This is a genomic window from Paraglaciecola psychrophila 170 (assembly GCF_000347635.1).
Lineage (GTDB): Bacteria > Pseudomonadota > Gammaproteobacteria > Enterobacterales > Alteromonadaceae > Paraglaciecola > Paraglaciecola psychrophila.
This window is the reverse complement of record NC_020514.1, coordinates 2341684-2364945: the sequence shown is the minus strand read 5'-3', so window position 1 is coordinate 2364945 and position 23262 is coordinate 2341684. Positions and strand designations below refer to the sequence as shown.

The following is a 23262-nucleotide window of genomic DNA, read 5'->3' as shown; positions in this document are numbered from 1 at the left end:
TTTTATTTGCGAACAAAATTCATCAATTGTTTATCAATCTATATGTCCAAACCAACATAATATGAAAATTTAGAGTTATTTGAGTATATCTGTCGTTGGTATTATTTGTGCAAGCTGCTAAAATCCGCGCTCTTTTTTGCGGCCATTTTGAGGAAAGTACGTGAGCGATAAAAATTCATCATTAAGTTACAAAGACGCTGGAGTTGATATTGATGCAGGTAACCAGCTAGTCGAAAGAATTAAGTCGGTCGCAAAAAAAACTCATAGGCCTGAAGTCAGAGGCGGCTTGGGTGGTTTTGGCGCTCTGTGCTCACTACCAGAAAAATATAAAAAACCACTTTTAGTATCAGGTACAGACGGTGTAGGTACCAAACTCAGACTGGCAATGGACTTAAAACAACACTCTGGCATCGGCATAGATTTAGTTGCAATGTGTGTTAATGACTTAATAGTACAAGGCGCAGAGCCTTTATTTTTTCTCGACTACTACGCCACCGGAAAATTAAATATTGATACAGCGGCTGAGGTTGTCACTGGAATTGGTAAAGGCTGTGAACTATCTGGCTGCGCGCTCATAGGTGGTGAAACCGCTGAAATGCCCGGTATGTATCATGGTGAAGATTATGATGTAGCTGGATTCTGCGTAGGTGTAGTCGAAGCAGATGATGTGATTGATGGCTCACGTGTTGCTCATGGCGATGCGCTGATTGCCCTAGCCTCTTCAGGGCCTCACTCGAACGGTTATTCCCTGATTCGGAAAATCTTAGACGTATCCAACAGTGATACAAATGAAGTATTAGAAGGTAAAGCCTTATCGGAGCATTTACTTGAACCTACCCGAATTTATGTCAAAAATGTATTGTCTTTATTAGAACAGATGCAGGTTCACGCTATATCTCATATTACTGGTGGTGGATTTTTGGGAGAATATTCCAAGAGTTTTACCTAAGGGAACTAAAGCTGTTATCGATGGGTCTACTTGGCAATGGCCTGCAATATTTAATTGGTTACAAGAAAAAGGTAATGTGACTACCCATGAAATGTACCGGACTTTTAACTGTGGTGTAGGCTTAATCATTGCGTTACCTAACGAAAAGGCAGCTCAAGCAGTTGAGATATTGAACAAACTTGGCGAAAACGCATGGCAAATTGGTCACATAGAAAATAGTGATGCTGAGCAACAGGTTGAGATCAACTAAGTGGCTGAACAGAAAACGCACATGTCAAAAAAGTCCATCGTTGTGTTGCTTTCAGGTAATGGCTCAAACTTGCAAGCGATTATCGATGAGATTTCAAGGCAAAAAATTAATGCCAAAATTGTAGCGGTTATTGCAAACCAAAAAACTGCATATGGATTAATTCGTGCTGAAAACGCCGGCATCCCGGCAATATGTATCGACCACACAAGTTTTGCTAGCAGAGAAGATTATGATACTCAAATGGCGAGTTGTATAAACGAGTTCAATCCGAATCTCATTGTATTAGCTGGTTTTATGCGTATTCTTACACCAGCGTTTGTTGAAAATTATCAAGGTAGAATCTTGAACATTCATCCCTCTTTGCTGCCCAAATACAAAGGTTTGCAGACACACCAAAGAGCGATTGATGCAGGCGATGAAGAACATGGTGCATCGGTGCATTTTGTCACACCAGAGTTAGATGGTGGACCGGTAGTGTTACAGTCTAAGGTACCTATATTTGAGCAACAAGACGCCCAAGAGTTAGCAGATCGAGTACAACAACAAGAGCGTCAAATGTACCCTCTTGTAATCAAATGGTTTTGTGAAGATAGGCTTAAAATGATTGATAATAAAGCAGTCTTAGATAACCAAATATTAGCTGAAGAGGGATATGCAATTGGGTAAATTGACGACGTTTTTAGCAGTAACCTTACTTTTGCTAAATTTCGGCATAAACAAAGCCGCTTATGCCGAAGCAGAGCAGTTAGTTGGTTTTGAAGCTGAATACATCGTTTATCGATTTGGTAGAAATTTAGGTAAAGCAAAGCTAAGTCTAAAAGCCGATAAAGACAATCTATATAGATTGGATTATTACTCTAAGGTCTCCGCTTTCTTTTTATCTGACATACGTTCCGAAACCAGTTTTTTTTCGTTCGACAAATCACAATTGTACCCCCACACTTATGCATATAGCCGCACTGGCACAGGTTCGGATAAAAGTACCAAAATTCGATTTGATGCTGAAAAATCAAATATCACCATTAATCAAGCACAGCCTATTGACTGGACTGGACAATTAGACAATCAACTTTATCGTTTAGATGTGCAGTTGAAATTAGCATCAGGAAAGCGTGAGTTTGTTTATGACATCATTAATAATAGAGGTGAGCATCGCCATTACGGGTTGAAAGTAGTAGGCAAAGAGCAACTCAATTTGCCGTTCGGAATGATTGAAGGTATTAAGGTCAAGATTGAACGTAATAATTCTTCACGGGAGACTATTGCCTGGTTTTCACCACAACTAAATTATCAATTAGTTAAGCTAAAACAATACAAAGACGGTGACGAACAAGGTGAAATTCGTTTGAAATATTTTAAGTCTGAAAATACCCCGTTAGAAACTAAAAACTGAACCCAGCAACACCAACCTACCTATACTTATATTGCTAATTCGTTAAATCGAGATATACAGCATAAATTAAATTATCCATCTAAATCATAGCTATAATTTAATTCATAAACTTGATTTTTACTTGGCTAAAATATACTGTTAAAAATATGGTCTGACCTCTATTAATGGGAGCATTTATGCAAATCCTAATCTGGCTTTTATATGTGATAGCGACGCTAGGCGCTGTTAGTTACTTTCGAATGAAATTGTTTAACGCCACTGTGGCCATTTTCTGTGTATTTATATTAGGAAGTGTTTTAGGCGTTATTGGTAATTTCAGTTGGATTACGTTCTTAATAGTGGCCCTCCCCCTTAATATTGAATCTGTGCGCAAACAATACATCAGTGAACCCATTCTTAAAATTTACAAAAAAATCATGCCTGAAATGTCGAGCACAGAAAAAGATGCTATCGATGCAGGCACTGTTTGGTGGGATGGTGAGATATTTAGTGGTAACCCGAATTGGCAAACACTGCATAACATTCCTCAAGCTAGACTAACGTCTGAAGAACAAGCATTTATAGACGGTCCTGTAGAAGAAGTATGTAAAATGTGTGACGACTGGGAAGTCACTCACAAAAACGCAGATCTTTCACCAGAAGTGTGGCAGTTCTTAAAAGACCATAAATTTTTCGCAATGATCATCAAGAAAAAATTTGGTGGTTTAGATTTTTCAGCTTATTGCCAGTCCCGTGTACTTCAAAAATTATCGAGTGTTAGTTCAGTTTTATCCACCACTGTTGGTGTACCTAATTCATTAGGGCCGGGTGAGTTACTGCAGCATTACGGAACTGAAGAACAAAAAAACCACTATTTACCAAGGTTAGCTGTAGGTGATGAAATTCCCTGTTTTGCATTAACAGGTCCAGAAGCTGGCTCAGATGCAGGCTCATTACCTGACAGCGGCACAGTATGTAAAGGACAATGGAATGGTGAAGAAATTCTTGGAATGCGTCTTACCTTCGATAAACGATATATCACCTTAGCACCGGTAGCTACAGTCATCGGTTTGGCTTTCAAAATGTATGATCCAGATGGATTATTAGGTGATGAAAAAGAATTGGGTATTACTTGTGCTTTATTACCTAGAGACACAGCCGGTATGGAAATAGGCAACCGCCATTTCCCTTTAAACGTGCCTTTCCAAAATGGCCCGATTAAAGGTCAGGACATCTTTGTACCCTTAGATTACATTATCGGTGGTACCAAAATGATCGGCCAAGGGTGGCGTATGTTAGTAGAATGTTTATCTGTTGGCCGAGTTATTACTTTACCTTCAGCCTCAGCAGGTGGGGCCAAAAGTATCGCTTTGGCAACAGGTGCTTACGCTCGTATTCGTCGACAATTTAAAATGCCTATCAGTAAAATGGAAGGTATAGAAGAGATGTTGGGACGTATTGGTGGTAATGCCTACCTAATGGACGCCGTCACTACCTTCTCAACCAAAGGCGTCGATTTAGGTGAAAAGCCTTCTGTTATATCTGCTATTTGCAAGTACCATTTAACAGAAAAAATGCGTCAAGTAGTCAATGACGCCATGGATGTGCATGGCGGCAAAGGTATTATGCTTGGACAAAACAATTATTTAGGCCGAGCTTATCAAGGGGCACCTATCGCTATTACGGTAGAGGGAGCCAACATTCTGACTCGTAATATGATGATCTATGGACAAGGTGCAATGCGCTGTCATCCATATGTATTGACCGAGTTACTTGCAGCCAACAACCCTGACCCTGACGAAAGTTTAGAACAATTTGACCAAGCAGTTTTTGGGCATATTGGCTTTGCTATCAGCAACTTATTTCGAAGCTTATGGTTCTCTTTGACTGGTGCGCGTTTTACTCATGCTCCTTTTACTGACGAAACAGCTGGCTACTACCGGTCTATGCAACGTTATAGTTCTAATATGGCCTTTCTATCTGATGTGGCTATGGCTGTATTAGGCGGTGAACTAAAACGCCGAGAACGCATATCAGCTCGTTTAGGTGACGTGTTAAGCTATTTGTATCTTACCTCATGTGTACTCAAACGCTTTGATGATGAAGGACGTAAAGCCGACGATCTGCCTTTGATGCACTGGGCTATGCAGGACAGTTTATTTAAGTTAGAGGTGGCTTTAGAAGAGTTACTCGATAACTTTCCTTCAATGATAATGGGTAAAGCACTTAAATTAATCATCATGCCATTTGGTAAAAAATATAAGCGCCCTTCTGATCAATTAGAACATGACATCGCCGCGATTCTTCAGACTCCAAGCGAAGCTCGCAGCCGTTTAGGTGCAGGTCAATACTTATCCCGTGAAGAAGGCAATTTAATGGGAGATTTAGAACAAACCCTCGAAAATGTTATCGCCGCCGAGCCTATTTATAACAAAATATGTAAGGCAGCTAAACAATATTTGCCTTTTACCGAGTTAGATAAGGTGGCAACGAAAGGGCTTGAATTAGGCGTGATAACCGAAGAACAGGCTACCCTGCTGAGAGAAACGGAGAAAGGTCGGTTGCGCACTATCAATGTTGATGACTTCAAGCATAGTGAGCTAGTACAAACGTTTGAGAAAGAGAAACCTAAAAGAAAACCACGAGCCACCAAGACTGCTTAAGCATTATTTTAAAGCCCTGTTAATCAGGGCTTTTTATTAGTTGTGAACAAAAAGCACGTTTTGCGCTATCACCCCGCGCGGCTTCCGCATGATGGTTCTTACTCGAATCCTTTCGAGTCAGTTACTCTTTTTATAAAGTGCGTCCTGTACTTTGTAAAATGCCGTCGCTTCTAAAGTTCTTAACCGTAAAAAATGGTTTATTCCTGGGTGGTTTCGAATGCTCTTTTCCTACTCGGTGTGAACACTTTAACCTAGTCAATCATACGTCCATGATAATCGGCTCCTAATCTCGACTTCCCTGTTGATCTGTGCGAAGCCGTGCTTCTAAAAAAGCCAGTTTCACCCATGTCATTTGCCCCTAAAATAAGCCTTTTTGTGCTAAAAGCTTAAATGTGGAAAAACAGTGGCAGAGCCACCTAAGTTGAATATCGGCGAAGCCTCTGAAATGTCCAAATCCATAATGATGGTTGTTGTGTCAATTAAATTAAATATACGTAATATATTGATTTGATTGTTATTTTATTGATCTGTTGCAGTGGGTGTCTTTGTAATTGGCTAAGTAATGGTTGGCTAAAATTGTGTCGCGAAACGTAGCCAACTGTTACGTGATCTAGTTTATTTTCTTGTTAGGTTCAAAATATGCCTGATAAAATGTAACCAGCACCTAAGGCCAAACACAGCATAGAAGTAACTCTGATTAATTTTAAAATTTTAGATGTTTTATATATATCTTTTCCCTTGAGTAATGAGTCAACTATATGATCTTGCCCTATAAGGGAAATGAAAATTGAAAGGCCCAAAAGTCCTAGTGAAATATAAACATCTTCTCCCAGTTCAACAGCTTTCAATTGAATCAGGATGATTACTGCGCCAATTACGGCGGAAGCAAGCCACGTATATTGTTTTAACAACTCAAAGTGCAATTCTGTTGTGAGAGATTCATTCTTAATTTTATTTTCACAAACTGAATCGCCTTCAGCTTTCTCTTCTACTTTAACTGCTTTCATAACTAAAACAGAACTCCGATTTATGATTTAAACATAACGACCGTATTAAGCGGACAAAAATTATTGGCTAAACTTGTTGAGGAACGAAACAAAGCCAACTGTTTTTGTTCCGTTTAAATTGACTTGTTATATTGCATACTCGACAGCTTTTTTTGCATGTATATAAGTTGTGTCTAGCAATGTTATATCAGTATCTGTTTGATTTACTAACAATCCAATCTCAGTACACCCAAGAATTACAGCTTCAGCTCCCTGATTAACTAAATCTTCAATAATCCGTAAGTATTCAATTTTAGAAGAAGGATTTACTTCCCCTAAACAAAGTTCTTTATATATAACGTTATGAATAATTTCTCTATCTGCTTCAACTGGAGTATGAACAGTTAAACCATAGTTATTAGTTAACCTACCTTTATAGAAGTCTTGCTCCATTGTAAAAGCAGTGCCTAATAACCCCACCGTTTTAATTCCCTTTTCCACAAGAACTTCTGCTGTTGCATCTGCAATATGTAGCAAGGGAATATCAATCGCACTTTCTATTTGAGGGGCTACTTTATGCATTGTATTTGTACATATCAACAATACATCTGCACCTGCCGCTTGAACATTCTTAGCCGCACCAATAAGTATTTCTGCCGTACCTTCCCAATCACCACTATGCTGTAATTTTTCAATCTGAGAGAAATCAACGCTATACATAGCAATTTTTGCGGAGTGTAAACCTCCAAGAGATTCTTTAACCCCTTTATTGATCGCTTGATAATACCCAACGGTACTTTCCCAACTCATACCACCTAAAAGACCAATTGTTTTCATAGTGCCTCACTAAAGGAATTGCAATATAACGTTTCAAATATGGGGCGCGGCTTTTTCGCGACCCTGCCATTATTTGTTTGTTAGAGCACGTTACTTTTAAAACCACTCGACTATGCCAACTATAAATATTGATGCTAAACCCAATAAGCTACAACCAAAAGAGATACTCCTTAATAACTTTAAATTTGAATAGTAACAAAGCATATGACCAACTCTGCCAACTAAATACAATGTAGCGCTTATATTCAGAAGATTAGCGTTTGCCGAGGACAGTATTGAAAAACAAACTAATAGTATAAAAATAGCTACACTCTCGTTTGTATTAGATAAAGCCCTAGTGGAACGAAAATGAAAGTTATTGTGGTTAGGCTCAATTGGGTAACCTGGTACGTGACGAGATTTTAAGCCAACAAGATCGGCAACTAAAAGTTGCGCAAAAAATGTTAAACCTGACAACCCCATGACTAAAACTGTAATTCTATACGGCTCGATAAATTCCAACTTAACTTCCTTTTTAAAAAATGGGGACTATTTGTTTACACCAAGTGCTCTAACGCCCCAAGCAGGGGATTTTATGAGTGTTTTCAGCGAGTGAAATTCCCGCTGACTTGGCTTGTTAGCGCTGACGAACTCACTTTCATGCTAAGTCAATAAGCCTTCAAGTTCTTCTTTTTGTTTTGAGCTAAGTCCATTTATCGACTTTATTGCATCTTCAATTGCTGATTCAGCAGCACCAGTTAAATTAAAGTGCAAGTAGGCCTTTATCAAGACTATATGAGCATTGAAAGATTGAGGGTAAGTTTTTCGATTCCATGTAAACAACTCTAAGGTTTCATCTTGACGGTTCAAATATTGTAGCCATTGCCCGTAACCATTTACTCTATCTTCTGGGATAACCATAGTTTCACCAAGTAACTTAGATCTAGCACTAAAAATGGCCTTTAAGTCGGCCAAAGTTTGAGGAGTGTTTGGTATTGTCCAACCTAGAAACAGGTGTTTTATACCGTGATATTGCCCAAGTAGTGTTGTTGAATCATGAGTTTCATCACTAAATTTTTTTATTGAAATATTGAAGTTTGTACTTGGGTATTTTTTTGTTAACTCAACTAGCTTTTGAAAAGGTTCAGTCATAATTGGCTCTTCATTCGCTATAGAAATGAATAAACGTCCATTAAGAGTCCCGTTTTTTAGAGCCTCCTCCGTCAGATCAAGTAACTGATTATTATTCCAATACAATGAAGGACTTATAGCTATTACACCGTTGAACAAATTAGGTCGCTTAATTAATGCATTTACTGCAAATTGGCCTCCATGCGATGTACCCGATAGTGCTTTATAATCTAAAATGCGATAACGGCTTTTGACTAATGGAATAACTTCCTTTCCAATAAAAGCAAGAAAACGGTCAGCACCAGCTAACCTATCAAGCTGAGCTTCATTTTTTACTGTTAACGTTAGCTCCTCATTTCGTTTGTTCATCGGATTTACTATACCAATAACGATCATGCTAGGTGCTAGATCAAATTTTGATAAAAAATCTAACGTTCCTGCTATATGAGGGCCCTGTATATCTCCATCCGTAACATATAAAACAGGAAAATTTTGCTTCGACTCGTCATAACCCGCTGGAAGGTAGACTATCAATTCACGGCTTTCACCTAAGATTTGACTTTTTATAGTATTTTCTTCAATTTTGCCGAATATCGCTGAAGCAAAAACGCTAAAGTGAAAAAAGAACATCAACATGAGTATTAAATTTATGGTTATTTTTTTCATTACTTTCCTTTTTAATGAGTTCTACCCTTATTTAAACGTAATAAGGTTTGGGAATAAGCCATTGAGCGCTAACGTCGCCTTACAGCAGTTAGTAATTGTTGGCTAAAATGTGAAGCGAAGCGGAACCGAGCCAACTGTTACGAATCCGACTTTAAGGCCTTGTTATAAATACTACTGCTCGCTTGATTAGAAACAATCCCTACAGTTTCAGTGATTTTGGCTATAACTACTTCGGGTGAGTCCCCCGGAATGTTATGGGTCGACCCTTTGACAATTATATGCTCAGAGTTGTCAGATAGCTCTGCGATACTTTTTTGCATCTTAGGCCAGTAGTCTGCCAATATCGAGAAACGCAGGCTTTCAGCGTACACCTCGCTATCATGACTCAAAACTAGCACTTTTAATTTGCCGAAGTCATAGTTATAGTCTTCCAAAGGCGTGTAAAAACCTTTCTCTTTTCGGTAAGTCGAGAGTACATGTGCCCATCTAAAACTAGAATAATATTGGTCTAAGCGTTTGGAAATTGGAGAGTCATACTCCTTGAAAATATTCTTTATATCGGTCAACCCTAATGCCGCATTTACGTATTGAAAAACTTTTACATATTCGGAAATTGGATCGAATTTACCACGCATTATTGTGTGCTGATTTTCGTGCGCCGAGTCTAAAAGTATCAGTGCAGCTAGGTTGATGTTTGCTCTTGCAGCTGTTCTTCTCGCAATGATCCCACCATATGAATGGACAACTAGAACTACTGGGCTTTCGCCAGCAATATGTTGAATAAGAGACTCTTGGAGCTGAGATTTTTCGTCAGTTGTAAATGTTAGTGATACGTCATCACTTCCTCCATGACCTAATCTGTCGTAATAACAGGCAGTAAAACTTTCAGGTAATTGATTAACGAAACTTAAACTAGACACCCAAAATAATAAAGTACAAAATCACAACCAAATCAACAGCATAAAGAGATGGGTATGTTCTGTCTCTTTTGTTTTAAATTTCGAAATCTGAGCTTTTTGGGGGATGTGGCGTGTTGAAAGCAGCTAAATAACTCCTCCGACTCAAACTTCAGGCAACGCCATTGAGTACAGGTTGTGAAGGTAGCTTTGAATCTGTGTGATACTGAACTGTTCAGGCGTGTTGAAGTAATACTCTGGCCTTTGCCATCCCTCGTATACGCCTATGGTCTGTGTGCTGTTTGAATTGCTGTAACATGTGCTCACTACCGACAGCGGTACTGAAGTGTTGTTCGAATTCGGTAGTGAGAGTCAACCACTGCTCTGAGTCGAGGCCTAGGCGCGCTAAAATGGGGCTATGATGTTGCTCTATGTAACCCGCTTTATCCTCTCGAATACAGCGGCCTGTGCAATCCACTAGTTCACAATAATCAATCAAGCTGTAAGCGATGCCTTTAGGTATGTCTTGTTTGTGATTGCCCACAAAACGCATCAAGTTTTTAGGTTGTTCGCCTTTGATGAGAGCCTGAATACGGTGCTGAATACTGGTGTGTTTTGACGTTTCTGGGGTGGTTTCCATTTTGGCGCGAATAGGATTTAAGTCCACATAGGCCATACAGGCTAATACTGCACTTTCATCTAACAATGCTTGAGATTTGAATCGTCCTTCCCAAAATCTGCCTGTGCAACCATCTTCCTTATTAGCCACTCGGGCTATGTGTTCATTGAGGTTACGCATTAACCAACTGATATCGTATAAACGCTGACGGTAAATCGTCACTGTTTCTTCTAAGCTGATAAGCTCACCTTTACTGAGTGTATCTCCTCTTTGGTACTTTTGACTCAATAACGTGCCTTGGTAAAGTTGATGCCACCGTCTTACTACCTCTTTCATTGACCAGCCATCAGCCATGTCTTTGTCTACACACAGCACGACATGTGTATGATTACTCATCACAGCATAAGCACAGATACGGTAGCCGCGCTATCAATAGAAAATACTGAAGATAAAAATAACAAACGCTCTTCAACCCAACCACGGCGATGTTCGTAATTCTGTCCCGTAAATGTGTCTTTGCCACACAAAAACGAACGGCGAACACAGCGAGAAACACAATGGTAATAGGGAGTATCAATTAAACTAATTTGGTTTTTACGTGGCTGAGGCATAACAGACCATCCTTGGTTGTGTGAATACCTTAAAGTCTAGAACATAACCGCTGTTTTACTACTTTTTAAAAGTGGGTGTCTTCTTTAGCTGATATTTTTAAAAGTGGATGTCTTCTTTAGCTGATATTGAGCGAAGCGGAACCGAGCCAACTGTTACGTGTCCGTTTTTAATGGCCTTGTTATATGTCACTTACAACCTAGGCTTAGGCGATGTTGTGCTACCCAAAGACTTTAGTGATGAAAAGTGATTGTCAAAATACAACTGAATTGGCAACAAAATAGCAAAACCCCAAAATGATATATGACCAAAAAATAAAATGGTCAAAACGCCACACAATATCACTGACAAAGTAGACGAACGAATACCAGCAAAACCTTCAGTATCTTTAACAATTTCATCAGAACATGATGAACATATCACTCTAAAAACATTGCTTAACTTAAATGATTCCCATAATGAAAAATCTGCCTGACAGTTTGGACAATTCATCTAAAACTCCTAATCCCTTGTGGCATATAACGCCTAAATAACAGGCTAAGTAATTGTTGGCTAAAATGTGAAGCGAAGCGAAACGTAGCCAACTGTTACGTGTCCTTGTTAATTTTCTTGTTAGCTTGAAAATACACGATTTTTGTTTTTATACCAAGGTATTCATATGCCGCAGATGCCTTTACAACAAGCCCCTCATCACGACATAAAAGTAAATGACAAAAGGAAGCAACTCCTGCGTGAGTCATATCGCTAGAAGATCTTACAAAGCCTCTGGTATTTTTCATACCCGTATCTCTGTAATAACCTAAAAAGTTTAGTTGATGGTAAATACCATTAACTTTTTCAGATAAGGTTTTTTCTCTATTATTGTTTGCTTCATGAAGTTGAGGTGTAACTCCGAAGAACATATTAATGTCTAACTCAACTCCCTCCATACTGTTTTTTACATAATCAAATACCTGAACAACCACATTTGGCGGTTTAATATTTTTTAATACCAATGCCCCTAATCCTGTAGCCTTTTCAAAGGCTTTTACAGGTGATTGCTCATGACTATCCAAATCTTGGCTAATTTGCTGGTACTGTCCTTTTAATAACTCAGGTAGTGACTCTATTGCAGTCCTCATTTCTTCAGTAAAAGCTTCTTCTGAATCAAGATCTTTTAACGCTTCATTCAAAAGCGTTTTCAGTTCATCACTTCCTTTTGAAAAGATATCGGAAAAGCTTTCATCAGTCCTTCCTCCGTAAAATTTTTCCAACATTGAAGTTAAGCCGTAACCATATTCTGGCATTGGTTCTTCATTTTCAATAAACCATTTCCAAACGTCAAAGACATCAATTTTGTTTATATTAAAAGAGCCAGTAGGGAGATTTTTTTCAATAATAGGCTCAATATATTTGGCACCTAATTCCTGTAATGTGCTTAGGAAAATATCTTCTGAACCAACAGACCTCTTAATTTCCTTTAGATTTTCAAGAGAATATATTGGCGTTATATTATGGTCTTTCAGTAGATTTTTAATCTCATGCGGATCGCCTTTACGGATGGAATCTAAAATATTGTGGTCTAGATATCCAAGTATTTCTTCAGACATGATTCCATTCTCCAATACTCGGTGAAAGCTAACGCCTCACTAAGAGGCAAATAATGGTTGGCTAAAATAGGCGACGAAGGAGCAAATAGCCAACTGTCATTTGTCCTTTTGAGTGACTTGTTATACGTCAAACCTCGCATCCCACTGCACCTCTGTGCAAGAATTCACTGCAACTAAAAGAGTCAGGTTTAATATCAAACCTGAAGATGTTGATACATTTTGGTCACCATGAAGTGCAGGGTTTCTCCATTCATTTGCAATAACTTCTGCAGCATCACGATTGGGATAAATAAATTGGATGAGTTCAAGAATAATTTTAGAATCACTGATCAAAGATGGATGATTACTTCTATTTAACATTAGTGTCAATAGGTGCCCGATATTGCTACACCTCTGACCAACTTTATAGTTCCTAAACTCCTTTTTTACTACCCCTGAGAAATCAATATACTCACTGAGAAAGTTCTTTAGTACAGCCTCAAATAGTGGAAATACGAAGTATTCAGCAGGTTTAGTTGAATGGGAAGGAAATGGGTGTTCTGGCGTTGCATTAAACCAATTCCATTCTGACAATTTGGATTTTTGAACAAGTGACCACTCACCTGTTTCAGTTTTAATAGTAGTGACAAATAATGTTCTTAAATAACTAAGCTCCCATGGAAATGGCTTATCATTTGTCTCATTAAAGTAGAGTGATGGTGGATCTAATAAATGTTTGCCAACTGCATCCCAAAGACGTACCTGGTCTTCAGTAATAAAAACATTCATTCCGGAATATGCTAATGAGAAGCTACTCGCTACCAGTAAAGCCCGAGCCTGCTCTTGAGACTACGGCTATTTTTATTCCAAACTCTGAAAACTTTGGAAAGCCAGATATTCTTACACTGCCATCATCACCATGTGCTTCCTTTGAATGCTTCCTATATCTCTCAATAATTTTTTCATACTCAGACATACAATTTGATCCTCCTTGACGTATAACGATTCACAGCAGCCGCGCCGCAGTTTGGCGTCGGATGACTGTGCTTGTTAGTGCCCACGGTACACGAGGGCACTTGATTGATTTGATTAACTAACATGCAGCGTTAGCCCTTTTTGAAGTAAACGGTAGGGCAAAGCAACAGAGCAAAACCTGAAGATATTGAAAATAAGTGATGACCTTCTCCCTGGTTATACTGCGACAACCTAACCGACGGTAATTAACTAAAAACTATCAGACTTGTGTGCCCACTGGCAAGTAAGCACTGTGAAAAATGAATAGAGCTACTAACGCCGCAAACACTGGCGGCTGGCGCAGTTTTTGCGCCTTTTGTTTTTAGCAAAAAATGCGACAGCTTTAGCCGTCCGCGTGATTTGCCTTGTTAACCAGATTTACGACAATCTAGACATACCTGAAGCTGTTGTTTTTATTCCTGACACTTCAGCGTCACGTTCACCTTCAGTGATAATATCACTAAGTATCCCTGAGAATTGCTTAGGCGGGCGATTTAACCTAAGCCCTATGTATGTCCCGTCAAAATTAAGGTATTGTTCATTTATATTTTTGCCTTGCGACACAATTTTTGCGCTACCACTGCCAAGCATAAACCAACCAAATGACGAAAATAATTGCTCTAATACAAATAGACCAAAACCAGAGTTACCATAGATATTTTTAGTTTCTGAAACTTGTGTTGTACACGAAACTCCTGGCTTAATCGCCATTTGTAATGCGTCCATTTCTGACTTAATTTTAAATGATCGCTCCAAAGAAGAGGATATCCCCACTCCTTCATCAATAACTGCTACTTCCACCCTACCATTAGCCCAACGCTGACCACATAAATAGCATTCATCTGCTAAAGAGTGCTCGAAGACATTCCGTACTATTTCTCTTAATGCGTAATGATAAAGTTTATTCTCTTGCGCATCTTCATGTGTTCCAGAGAGTAAGTTTGCAAAACGCCTAGTTTGAGAAATAATTTCGTCATACCACTCTTGAACGTTCTGAGTCTGTAAATCACCAATAGGTTTTTGTATTTTAGTTATTGGCCAATACGTTATTGATCTTGAAGCCTCCCCAACTCATTTCCTTCGCCCATACCTATTAAATTCAAAAACCAAGTGCCGGAGATACTATGCACATTTTTATCACTGTCATAGCCTTTCTTTTTAGTAATAAGTCCGTTTTTTCTTCTATGATTAATCCACTTACGAATTTTAGAACCAGCAACTAACATTCCACTTGGATATGAAAAATCTAACGTTGTGCAATCTACTAAAATCTCAGGTGTATTAAGATTTTCTTCAAGATCAGTAAAAAACAAATTAAGTGTGTCACGACCAAGGTTTCTGGGGAAAAATATGGTTTTCATTAATATATTACGACCCGATGAATGTATCTGGTTAACGCCACCTTAAGCGGCAAAAAATTGTTTGCTAAAATGTTGAACGAAGTGAAAACAGCAAACTGTTTTTTGTCCGTTTGAAGGCATTGTTAGAAGTATGTTACTCCTAGCCTTTATCTCTACAGGCTTGAGCCCCCGCAGTATTACCAGCCCTGTAACCTTTTGAGTAATTTTCGTCGTCCCAATCACCTTCAACCATAGTAGCTCTAATTTTACATGTGGTGTTGTAACCTTCAGCATACCCATCACTGTAGCCAGTATCATATCGTTCATCAGGACTTGGCCCACACCCTAGTAAAGCAATAACAGATACAAGCATCAATATAGTTTTAAGATCAAATTTGAACATTTACACCTTCCTTTGCAAATACTTCTAACAGTATATTAGCCAGAAGTCGGGTTAGATACATTTGATATTGACAAAATCAACTCGACATTCCGGTAAGTTTTTTACAGCATTTCATAAAGTTAACCATTTGAGAAGGTAAATCTACATTTGATATTTTGTGATCAAGCAAAGTCATGTATTTATCCAGACTTTTAGGTCTGGATAAATACATGACTTAAAAACAAAACCCATATAAAACAATTGCATACGAAAAACCTTTCGCAGAAGTGAAGCATGACTATGCTTATTATGCACATTGAAAATATTACAATATCCTCTTTTTGCATTATAACTGTATATATATAAGGGGTATCTTGTTAGCTCCACTACCCACTACATGTTGTGTTTAGCGCTTTTTGATATTTTCATAACTAACGGGTGGTGTAACCACCGCTTGTTCAAGCAATCTATAAAATAGTAAACCACGTGAATTAGATGCTCGACGATTAAAACGAAAGGCATATTCGTCGAGATAACTATCTAAATGTTCATGCCCTACTGAGCCTTGATGAGTTCCTAATATCCATCTTTTCAATAGTGAAGCGACTCTATGCACACCGACTAACGTCTCATGGGCAGGCTCTTTAGACCCAAGTTGAACCAGCTTATTACGCTCATAACCAAGCTCATGAATTCTATGATAGGCACTTGAACCATCTGTTTGGACGACTGAACCGGGCTCTATCGTTTCTTGTATAAACGAATGTAATTGAACTTGCGTTGCCGCTTCGATACGTTTTAACCTTATTCTGCCAAATCCCTTGGGCTTTTTAATTTCAACCGCTATAGCCACAATTGATTTCTTACTTTGGGCACAAGGAGCACGGGTTTTCGCTTTATCAGAGCCACCCACGTAGGTTTCATCTACTTCGACAAAACCTGATAATTTTCCGCGACTGGGGTTGACCATCGCCCGCCGGTAACGATGCAACATTGTCCATGCAGTTTGATAACTACCTAACCCAAGTAACCTTTGCAGACCTAACGCACTCACTCCGTGTTTTTCATTAGTGATATACCAAGCTGCGGCAAACCAATTAGTTAAGGGAGTTCGGCTTTTTTCAAATAATGTACCTGCTGTCACCGTGCCTTGATATCGACATATAGGACACATCATTCGGCCGCGAGTTAAATGATAAGGTTTGGATAATTTGAGACAACGTGGGCATACAAAACCAGAGGGCCAACGTAAGTGCTCCAGAAACTGAAGGCATGCATTATCATCCGGAAACCATTGTAAAAACTGAGTCCAATTTCCGGGATAATCTCTACCCGATTTTAGTGAATTTGATGAAATAGCCACCACTACATATTGACATAGGTGGAGCTAAGTGGATACCCCTTTTTAATATACAGTATTCAACTTAATTCCGCCTATGCGCAAGATCAAGGTGCTTCGCCGTGTTCCCCCAAGCTATTTTTACATATGTTTGAAAAATATATAGTTTACAGGCAGTTAGAGTATGTGCTAAAAGTAGGTGAAATTAATACGCGGCCAAGTCCCGTGTTTAAACACGGCGAAGACAGGCTGATTAAACTGTGAAACTATCGGGGTCAGTGAAACTATCGGGGTCAGAACAACGTTAAATAACGCATAGGCTAACCTTGTTGCTGACTTAACTCAAAGATAAGGACATCCTATGAGTCCTTTGCCGTGTACCTGCCCAATTGGTATTGCACAGCATATTATTCAACGGGGTAATAACCGTCAAATTTGTTTGGGTAGTGAACAAAATTTTTTTGCTTATGTGGGTTGGTTAAAAGAGCTTTCTGTTAAGTGTAGAGTTGATATTCATGCTTGGGTATTAATGACTTATTACGTCGATTTATTGTGTACGCCGCAGGAAGGAGGTGGCGTAAGAGTTAATTTAACTTTGTTCTGACCCCGATAAGTTATAACTTTGTTCTGACCCCGATAGTTACCGATAGTTAAAGTCACTAACACAAAATGTGTCGACTCCTACTGTCTGCAATTTGAATTGAGCGACACATTTCACAGCATTCATCTTCTTTAATTCCAAATAAGTCGAACTCGTCATTATTAAAAATAAATAGTGAGCTGATACCCAACAATCTGTGCTTGTTGATTACGTTGGGATTGGGTACTTTATTACTTTGGGTGTCTAGTTAAATTTGTTTTTAAGCATAAAATTTGAGAATGAATGCGTAATTAGATCATACTTTTAATGGGATTGGTATAATCAGTCTAAAGCAAGTTGTTGAACTGCCAACTTTGCGTGAAAATAGTCCCATCCCATGTTTGGATGGTAATCCACACCTTGTCATTGCTAGATATATGCACAGGAGATATGGCGTGCACATGCTGAAGCAAGTTACTGCCGTGTAGCAAACCAATATCGTTCAGTTGCAACTCTTCAATAGTAACAGGCACTGTGCCAATGTTTGCATAGGCTTGGCGAATTTGGGTAATACTACCTTTGTTTATAAAAACCGTAAAATCTTTAAACCAGTCGGCATCATGGGCATAGGGGGCCTCTTTATTGACAGGCTGGATCGTTAGATTAAATTCGCCCACTTGCTTTGCAACCCAAGGATCTTGAGACACTGGAATTTGCAGCTGTTGATAAAAAAAATAAACGGGAAATAATAAGGTTAATCCACTTATTTTAAACTTGTGACGATTCAAAATAGTGTTTTTACGCACCGCCATATTACACTCCCTCGATAGGGTTAACGATACTTGGAGGCTTGCCCTTCTCTTTTACATTCTGACGAATACGGCTTCCCCAAATCATAAAACCAGTAATAGACATACCACTTAGCAATACGCCGAAGGCGAACCAAATAAACTTAGTCCACAGCCCACCAATATAGCCAAAATGTAACGGGTCCATTACGTGTTGAATAGTTTGCAATGCACCCATGTTGGAAGGTTGGGTAAGCTGCTCAATATCGCCATTCCAAGGGTTAACCAGCACTTGATATGAAGTGTTATCAAAAAATATTGAGTCACCGCTGCCCTTAACTTTATAGGTGTCACGGTTATGTTCTGGTAGCAGAATATACGTAGGTTTGAAATTTTCAAACGTAGCACTAGCGATTGATATTGCATCAGCTAAACTTATGTTTGCTTGCGCACTTTGACTCATGGGCAAATCGCTTTGTGCAACAAGCCGCGCATGGGGCGTAATCTCGTAATCTGCATGCCACAAAATTTGCTGCGTAAAATACCAAAGACCTGTAATGCTCATGACCAACAAAAACCACATAGACCATACGCCAGTGTGCTTGTGCAAATCAGCTAGCAGGGTTTTCTTGTTTTGTTGAGTACGGATTTTTGGCGAAATTAAAGCTTTCCAAAAACGTTTGTAAATCACCAGGCCAGTAATTAATGCGCCTAACATTACGAACGACATTGCCGAGACTAAATAATACCCTACGCTGTAGCTATTTTGCCATGGAAAAAGCAGCCAGCTGTGCAGCGAGCGCATAAAGTTAATAAAGGTAGAGCCTTGGTTAATCTCTTGTACCTCACCTGTGTACTGATTAATGTAAGCGACCCCAAACGGCACTTTATCGCTTGAAAACACAATGCCGGTGGTTAAATACGATTCAAACGAAATTATGGTGCTGGGCTGCGCGGTGTTGTCGTATGCTTTAAGTGACGCAACCAATTCAGCCATAGGTTTTGCGGGTAAGTCATTAGGGTTGTGTGCTCGCGCGTTATCGTTCGTAAGCCACGTAAGCTCATGACTCACAACCGCAATGGTGCCGGTGATGCACACAAAACAAAATACAATCCAAATTGGCAGAGAAATCCATCCGTGTAGTTTGAACCACTGTCGCTGAGTCATAATTTGCTTCCATACATAATTTAAATCATTTGCATATTACAATGAAAACTATCCTATTCCTACAACTAATATTAATGCTAATAATTATCATTTGCATTATTAAATATAATATTTACACTCCTCGTACCTAACTATTACTAAGGAGCTATTTATGAAACCCTCACACATGAGTGTAATCTCAATTGCAGTTATTTCTTCGTTGGCCGCCACCCAAAGTGTTGCCAATAATGCAGCAAGTCTCAAACCCACAAGCACGCAAGCCAGTCCTAACGGCACAGAGTCAAACAATCAGCAAATAGAAGATAAGATGTTTGAACATATTACCGTGTCCGGCAGCCGTTTAGACAAAGCAAGCTCAGCCACTGGTTTGGCACTGACCTTACGACAAACCCCACAGTCTATTTCAGTGGTTGACAGCGAATTTATAGATGCCTTCTCGCTAGAAACGCTAGCTGACGTGATGGCTTTTGCTCCTGGTATCCAAACCCAGCAAGCAGAAACCGACCGCTTCTTTTTCAGAGCGCGGGGACGCGAAATCAGTAACTTTCAATTTGACGGTATCCCGGTGGTGTATAACAGCTTCTTCAGCGACGCCATTACCGACACCATTTTGTTTGACCGCGTCGAAATAGTGCGTGGAGCTACCGGTTTATTGACAGGAGCCGGAGAGCCTTCAGCTGCCATTAACCTTATTCGAAAGCGCCCAACAATAGAAGATGCAGGCTATGTAAGCGCGCAGATTGGCTCTTGGAGCAATTTACGCTTTGAGCTCGACCAATCATTGGCGCTAAACGAAGAAGAAACAATAAAGGGAAGATTTGCGGCTTCTTATGAGCAGGGCGACAGCTATATTGATTTGGCCGAAAAAGAAAACTTTTTACTTTATGGTGTAGTGAGCGCTGATTTAACTGACCGTACTAGAGTAACGGTAGGTTTAGATCACAGCGAACGCAATCCTAAAGCAAGTACCTGGGGTGCATTGCCTTTGTTCTATTCAGACGGTACTCAAGCCGACAACTTACCTGTGAGTCAAACCACCGGTACCGACTGGACAAAGTGGGCGCGTGAAGGCACAAATGCATTTTTACAATTTGAACATGCCTTCGAAAATGAATGGGACATTCAGGTAGAAGTTGAGCGCCGAGAAAATGAAATGGACGGAGAATTATTATATTTATATAACGCGCCAGACAGCGCCACAGGTTTAGGCTTAAGCAATTTTCCGCTGCGTTATTTAGCCGACCGCAAGCAAACCGCTTTCAGAGCAATGGCCAGTGGACCATTCAACTTATTAGGACGCGAACACCGCTTAACCACTGGCGTACTCTATTCAAAACAAGATGTTATCTCTGACTCTTTTTATGCAACCAATACCATTGAACTTGACAGTTTGTTTGGCTGGGATGGCAGCATTGAGAGACCAATATTTGGCTCTACACCCGCAACTAACAATAACACCGAAACACAAAAGGGAGTATATGCAGCCGCGCAGTTGAACCTGCACGACCGCTGGACACTTATTGTGGGTAATCGCATTAGTAGCTATGAGCTTGAAGGTGACAACGGCAATTTTGACCACAGTTCAGTTACTACACCTTACGCAGGACTCGTGTTTGATGTGGACGACAACATTTCAATATACACCAGCTACACTGAAATATTTCAAGCGCAGAACGCAAAAGATGTCAACGGTCAGCGTTTAGATCCCGTCGAAGGATCAAATATTGAAGCAGGCATTAAAGGCGACTTCTTAAACGAGAAATTGACCGCAAGTTTTGCCGTTTATAAAGTAGAAGAAGACAACGTAGCCGCGCGTGATCCAATTAATGATCAGCCACTATCCGACGGTACATTCGCGTCAATAGGCATCGAAGGCGCTAAAACCACAGGCTACGAAATGGAGCTAAACGGTAAGCCAACTGACGATATTACGTTGTACCTAAGCTACACGCATAACGACGCCGAAGATGCGGACGGCAGGCATACACTCCTTACTTGCCCGACGATATGTTACGAGTAAGCGTATTTTATGACATAAACGAGGAGGTGCGCACGGGCTTAAATACTAACTGGCAAAGCGAAATATCAAATCCCAACGTTGGTCCGAACGATGAAACATTTAAACAAGACGGCTACACTTTAGTTAATGTGTTTGCTAGCTATAATATTTCTGACCAATTAAAAGTAACTGCGAACGTGAATAACCTATTTGATAAAAAGTATTATTCTAGCATAGACTTTTTTAACCAAGGATTTTTTGGAGCGCCCCTTAGCGCTGAACTTAGTGTGAGGTATAGCTGGTAAAATAACGCAGAAACTATCGGGGTCAGAAACTATCGGGGCAGAACTATCGGGGTAAGAACAACGTTAAATAAACTATCGGGGTCAGTAAACTATCGGGGTCAGAACAACGTTAAATAACGCATAGGCTAACCTTGTTGCTGACTTAACTCAAAGATAAGGACATCCTATGAGTCCTTTGCCGTGTACCTGCCCAATTGGTATTGCACAGCATATTATTCAACGGGGTAATAACCGTCAAATTTGTTTGGGTAGTGAACAAAATTTTTTTGCTTATGTGGGTTGGTTAAAAGAGCTTTCTATTAAGTGTAGAGTTGATATTCATGCTTGGGTATTAATGACTTATTACGTCGATTTATTGTGTACGCCGCAGGAAGGAGGTGGCGTAAGAGTTAATTTAACTTTGTTCTGACCCCGATAGTTGTAAGTTAACGACAGCAAAAACTTGAAATGTAGGACCGCCTTTAGGCGGGAAAGAAACAACCACCAGAGCTAAAGCATTTTCACCACAGAGAGCACGGAGAAAAAGACAAGGCAAAATATGGGTTAAGACTTGAAACCGGCATGACATTGGCGGTGCTCAAATTTCGCTGGCAGCGACATTTTTGTTTATCACTAAGTGATTCAAATACGCTTCAACCTCAGTATCCCCCATGTGAGCAGGGTGTTTTTTATGGTGAAAATAAATAAATCCTTTTATCCAAATTAAGTACGTTTCAATCGTCCTTTTTGCATAACGACGCTCAAACATGGTATCCGAAATTAACGTTAAAAATGGCGAGTTAGACATCCTTGCTCCTTAGTAATAAGTACTGTTTTAATATAAGGGGTATCTTGTTAGCTCCACTACCCACTACATGTTGTGTTTAGCGCTTTTTGATATTTTCATAACTAACGGGTGGTGTAACCACCGCTTGTTCAAGCAATCTATAAAATAGTAAACCACGTGAATTAGATGCTCGACGATTAAAACGAAAGGCATATTCGTCGAGATAACTATCTAAATGTTCATGCCCTACTGAGCCTTGATGAGTTCCTAATATCCATCTTTTCAATAGTGAAGCAACTCTATGCACACCGACTAACGTCTCATGGGCAGGCTCTTTAGACCCAAGTTGAACCAGCTTATTACGCTCATAACCAAACTCATGAATTCTATGATAGGCACTTGAACCATCTGTTTGGACGACTGAACCGGGCTCTATCGTTTCTTGTATAAACGAATGTAATTGAACTTGCGTTGCCGCTTCAATACGTTTTAACCTTATTCTGCCAAATCCCTTGGGCTTTTTAATTTCAACCGCTATAGCCACAATTGATTTCTTACTTTGGGCACAAGGAGCACGGGTTTTCGCTTTATCAGAGCCACCCACGTAGGTTTCATCTACTTCGACAAAACCTGATAATTTTCCGCGACTGGGGTTGACCATCGCCCGCCGGTAACGATGCAACATTGTCCATGCAGTTTGATAACTACCTAACCCAAGTAACCTTTGCAGACCTAACGCACTCACTCCGTGTTTTTCATTAGTGATATACCAAGCTGCGGCAAACCAATTAGTTAAGGGAGTTCGGCTTTTTTCAAATAATGTACCTGCTGTCACCGTGCCTTGATATCGACATATAGGACACATCATTCGGCCGCGAGTTAAATGATAAGGTTTGGATAATTTGAGACAACGTGGGCATACAAAACCAGAGGGCCAACGTAAGTGCTCCAGAAACTGAAGGCATGCATTATCATCCGGAAACCATTGTAAAAACTGAGTCCAATTTCCGGGATAATCTTTACCCGATTTTAGTGAATTTAATGAAATAGCCACCA

General features: G+C 39.7%; 24 protein-coding genes and 2 pseudogenes. 8 read left to right on the top strand and 18 right to left on the bottom strand.

From position 1 onward, the window contains the following. Positions 1 to 160 precede the first annotated feature (160 nt). The 4 genes and pseudogenes from purM (at position 161) to fadE (ending at position 5234) form a co-directional block, all read left to right on the top strand. A pseudogene (gene purM, locus C427_RS10330) lies at positions 161 to 1199 on the top strand (phosphoribosylformylglycinamidine cyclo-ligase). A gap of 21 nt (positions 1200 to 1220) precedes the next feature. Beyond that, positions 1221 to 1865 (top strand): phosphoribosylglycinamide formyltransferase, encoded by a 645-nt coding sequence (gene purN / locus C427_RS10325; protein WP_034899134.1) that lies wholly within the window; start codon positions 1221 to 1223, stop codon positions 1863 to 1865. Continuing rightward, a complete protein-coding gene (locus C427_RS10320) occupies positions 1858 to 2592 on the top strand; it encodes a DUF3108 domain-containing protein (protein WP_007637206.1) in 735 nt (244 codons plus the stop codon). Before purN ends, C427_RS10320 begins: the two co-directional genes overlap by 8 nt. 176 nt (positions 2593 to 2768) lie before the next feature. After that, entirely contained in the window at positions 2769 to 5234 is a 2466-nt protein-coding gene (gene fadE, locus C427_RS10315) for an acyl-CoA dehydrogenase FadE (RefSeq protein ID WP_007637205.1), read from the top strand. Positions 5235 to 5866: 632 nt separating this feature from the next. On the opposite strand, the gene C427_RS10310 is transcribed toward fadE, so the two are convergent. The 14 genes and pseudogenes from C427_RS10310 to C427_RS10255 form a co-directional block, all read right to left on the bottom strand. After that, on the bottom strand, positions 5867 to 6241 hold the full coding sequence (locus C427_RS10310; RefSeq protein ID WP_007637204.1) for a hypothetical protein: 375 nt from the start codon (positions 6239 to 6241) through the stop codon (positions 5867 to 5869). Positions 6242 to 6367: 126 nt separating this feature from the next. After that, positions 6368 to 7057 carry an aspartate/glutamate racemase family protein gene (locus C427_RS10305; RefSeq protein WP_007637203.1) on the bottom strand — a complete coding sequence of 230 codons (690 nt, stop codon included), beginning with the start codon at positions 7055 to 7057 and terminating at the stop codon, positions 6368 to 6370. A gap of 96 nt (positions 7058 to 7153) precedes the next feature. Further along, entirely contained in the window at positions 7154 to 7519 is a 366-nt protein-coding gene (locus tag C427_RS10300; protein WP_226991119.1) for an MAPEG family protein, read from the bottom strand. 180 nt (positions 7520 to 7699) lie between these two features. Continuing rightward, positions 7700 to 8833 carry an alpha/beta hydrolase gene (locus C427_RS10295; protein WP_007637201.1) on the bottom strand — a complete coding sequence of 378 codons (1134 nt, stop codon included), beginning with the start codon at positions 8831 to 8833 and terminating at the stop codon, positions 7700 to 7702. 137 nt (positions 8834 to 8970) lie between these two features. Continuing rightward, positions 8971 to 9753, bottom strand: a complete 783-nt coding sequence (locus C427_RS10290) for an alpha/beta fold hydrolase (RefSeq protein ID WP_007637200.1) — start codon at positions 9751 to 9753, stop codon at positions 8971 to 8973. A gap of 211 nt (positions 9754 to 9964) precedes the next feature. Next, positions 9965 to 10959: pseudogene (locus C427_RS10285) on the bottom strand (transposase). Between the two features lie 190 nt (positions 10960 to 11149). After that, entirely contained in the window at positions 11150 to 11449 is a 300-nt protein-coding gene (locus C427_RS26380) for a hypothetical protein (protein ID WP_034899101.1), read from the bottom strand. A 95-nt stretch (positions 11450 to 11544) separates the two neighbouring features. Beyond that, positions 11545 to 12546, bottom strand: a complete 1002-nt coding sequence (locus C427_RS10275; RefSeq protein WP_007637197.1) for a hypothetical protein — start codon at positions 12544 to 12546, stop codon at positions 11545 to 11547. A 120-nt stretch (positions 12547 to 12666) separates the two neighbouring features. Further along, the gene (locus C427_RS10270) at positions 12667 to 13314 is read right to left on the bottom strand and encodes a hypothetical protein (protein WP_015430786.1); all 648 of its coding nucleotides are present in this window, start codon (positions 13312 to 13314) and stop codon (positions 12667 to 12669) included. A gap of 22 nt (positions 13315 to 13336) precedes the next feature. Continuing rightward, positions 13337 to 13501, bottom strand: coding sequence for a hypothetical protein (locus C427_RS26375; protein WP_015430785.1), 165 nt, complete (start codon positions 13499 to 13501; stop codon positions 13337 to 13339). Positions 13502 to 13917: 416 nt separating this feature from the next. After that, entirely contained in the window at positions 13918 to 14340 is a 423-nt protein-coding gene (locus C427_RS27425) for a hypothetical protein (protein ID WP_015430784.1), read from the bottom strand. A gap of 245 nt (positions 14341 to 14585) precedes the next feature. Continuing rightward, complete coding sequence (locus tag C427_RS24870) at positions 14586 to 14900, bottom strand: hypothetical protein (RefSeq protein WP_015430783.1); 315 nt, start codon at positions 14898 to 14900, stop codon at positions 14586 to 14588. Between the two features lie 139 nt (positions 14901 to 15039). Beyond that, the gene (locus C427_RS10260; RefSeq protein WP_007637190.1) at positions 15040 to 15282 is read right to left on the bottom strand and encodes a hypothetical protein; all 243 of its coding nucleotides are present in this window, start codon (positions 15280 to 15282) and stop codon (positions 15040 to 15042) included. A gap of 385 nt (positions 15283 to 15667) precedes the next feature. Continuing rightward, positions 15668 to 16624 carry an IS1595 family transposase gene (locus tag C427_RS10255; protein ID WP_081602679.1) on the bottom strand — a complete coding sequence of 319 codons (957 nt, stop codon included), beginning with the start codon at positions 16622 to 16624 and terminating at the stop codon, positions 15668 to 15670. A gap of 337 nt (positions 16625 to 16961) precedes the next feature. Between C427_RS10255 and C427_RS10250 the strand changes: the two genes are divergently transcribed. Further along, positions 16962 to 17204 carry a hypothetical protein gene (locus tag C427_RS10250; protein ID WP_007637137.1) on the top strand — a complete coding sequence of 81 codons (243 nt, stop codon included), beginning with the start codon at positions 16962 to 16964 and terminating at the stop codon, positions 17202 to 17204. A 323-nt stretch (positions 17205 to 17527) separates the two neighbouring features. On the opposite strand, the gene C427_RS10245 is transcribed toward C427_RS10250, so the two are convergent. Beyond that, positions 17528 to 17992, bottom strand: a complete 465-nt coding sequence (locus C427_RS10245; RefSeq protein WP_007637135.1) for a hypothetical protein — start codon at positions 17990 to 17992, stop codon at positions 17528 to 17530. A gap of 1 nt (position 17993) precedes the next feature. Next, on the bottom strand, positions 17994 to 19136 hold the full coding sequence (locus C427_RS10240) for a PepSY-associated TM helix domain-containing protein (protein ID WP_007637133.1): 1143 nt from the start codon (positions 19134 to 19136) through the stop codon (positions 17994 to 17996). Between the two features lie 151 nt (positions 19137 to 19287). Here C427_RS10240 and C427_RS10235 point away from each other — a divergent pair, with 151 nt between their 5' ends. From C427_RS10235 to C427_RS10225, 3 genes are all read left to right on the top strand, one after another. After that, the gene (locus tag C427_RS10235; protein ID WP_015430781.1) at positions 19288 to 21156 is read left to right on the top strand and encodes a TonB-dependent siderophore receptor; all 1869 of its coding nucleotides are present in this window, start codon (positions 19288 to 19290) and stop codon (positions 21154 to 21156) included. Further along, positions 21132 to 21440, top strand: coding sequence for a TonB-dependent receptor domain-containing protein (locus C427_RS28205; RefSeq protein WP_269079244.1), 309 nt, complete (start codon positions 21132 to 21134; stop codon positions 21438 to 21440). The genes C427_RS10235 and C427_RS28205 overlap by 25 nt, the downstream gene beginning before the upstream one ends. 166 nt (positions 21441 to 21606) lie before the next feature. Next, positions 21607 to 21849: a hypothetical protein gene (locus C427_RS10225; RefSeq protein WP_007637129.1), complete on the top strand. Its 243-nt coding sequence runs from the start codon at positions 21607 to 21609 to the stop codon at positions 21847 to 21849. 168 nt (positions 21850 to 22017) lie between these two features. On the opposite strand, the gene C427_RS10220 is transcribed toward C427_RS10225, so the two are convergent. Further along, a complete protein-coding gene (locus C427_RS10220; RefSeq protein WP_007637127.1) occupies positions 22018 to 22227 on the bottom strand; it encodes a site-specific integrase in 210 nt (69 codons plus the stop codon). A gap of 76 nt (positions 22228 to 22303) precedes the next feature. Further along, positions 22304 to 23260, bottom strand: coding sequence for an IS1595 family transposase (locus C427_RS10215; RefSeq protein ID WP_081602678.1), 957 nt, complete (start codon positions 23258 to 23260; stop codon positions 22304 to 22306). Positions 23261 to 23262: the final 2 nt, after the last annotated feature.

Coding starts and splice junctions, on each gene's coding strand:
- purN (WP_034899134.1), top strand. CDS start 1,221: ATGTCAAAAAAGTCCATCGTTGTGTTGCTTTCAGGTAATGGCTCAAAC.
- C427_RS10220 (WP_007637127.1), bottom strand. CDS start 22,227: ATGTCTAACTCGCCATTTTTAACGTTAATTTCGGATACCATGTTTGAG.
- C427_RS10260 (WP_007637190.1), bottom strand. CDS start 15,282: ATGTTCAAATTTGATCTTAAAACTATATTGATGCTTGTATCTGTTATT.
- C427_RS10310 (WP_007637204.1), bottom strand. CDS start 6,241: ATGAAAGCAGTTAAAGTAGAAGAGAAAGCTGAAGGCGATTCAGTTTGT.
- C427_RS26375 (WP_015430785.1), bottom strand. CDS start 13,501: ATGTCTGAGTATGAAAAAATTATTGAGAGATATAGGAAGCATTCAAAG.
- C427_RS10235 (WP_015430781.1), top strand. CDS start 19,288: ATGAAACCCTCACACATGAGTGTAATCTCAATTGCAGTTATTTCTTCG.
- C427_RS10295 (WP_007637201.1), bottom strand. CDS start 8,833: ATGAAAAAAATAACCATAAATTTAATACTCATGTTGATGTTCTTTTTT.
- C427_RS26380 (WP_034899101.1), bottom strand. CDS start 11,449: ATGAATTGTCCAAACTGTCAGGCAGATTTTTCATTATGGGAATCATTT.
- C427_RS10305 (WP_007637203.1), bottom strand. CDS start 7,057: ATGAAAACAATTGGTCTTTTAGGTGGTATGAGTTGGGAAAGTACCGTT.
- C427_RS10275 (WP_007637197.1), bottom strand. CDS start 12,546: ATGTCTGAAGAAATACTTGGATATCTAGACCACAATATTTTAGATTCC.
- C427_RS24870 (WP_015430783.1), bottom strand. CDS start 14,900: ATGAAAACCATATTTTTCCCCAGAAACCTTGGTCGTGACACACTTAAT.
- C427_RS10245 (WP_007637135.1), bottom strand. CDS start 17,992: ATGGCGGTGCGTAAAAACACTATTTTGAATCGTCACAAGTTTAAAATA.
- C427_RS10225 (WP_007637129.1), top strand. CDS start 21,607: ATGAGTCCTTTGCCGTGTACCTGCCCAATTGGTATTGCACAGCATATT.
- C427_RS10240 (WP_007637133.1), bottom strand. CDS start 19,136: ATGACTCAGCGACAGTGGTTCAAACTACACGGATGGATTTCTCTGCCA.
- fadE (WP_007637205.1), top strand. CDS start 2,769: ATGCAAATCCTAATCTGGCTTTTATATGTGATAGCGACGCTAGGCGCT.
- C427_RS10270 (WP_015430786.1), bottom strand. CDS start 13,314: ATGAATGTTTTTATTACTGAAGACCAGGTACGTCTTTGGGATGCAGTT.
- C427_RS10250 (WP_007637137.1), top strand. CDS start 16,962: ATGAGTCCTTTGCCGTGTACCTGCCCAATTGGTATTGCACAGCATATT.
- C427_RS10300 (WP_226991119.1), bottom strand. CDS start 7,519: ATGGGGTTGTCAGGTTTAACATTTTTTGCGCAACTTTTAGTTGCCGAT.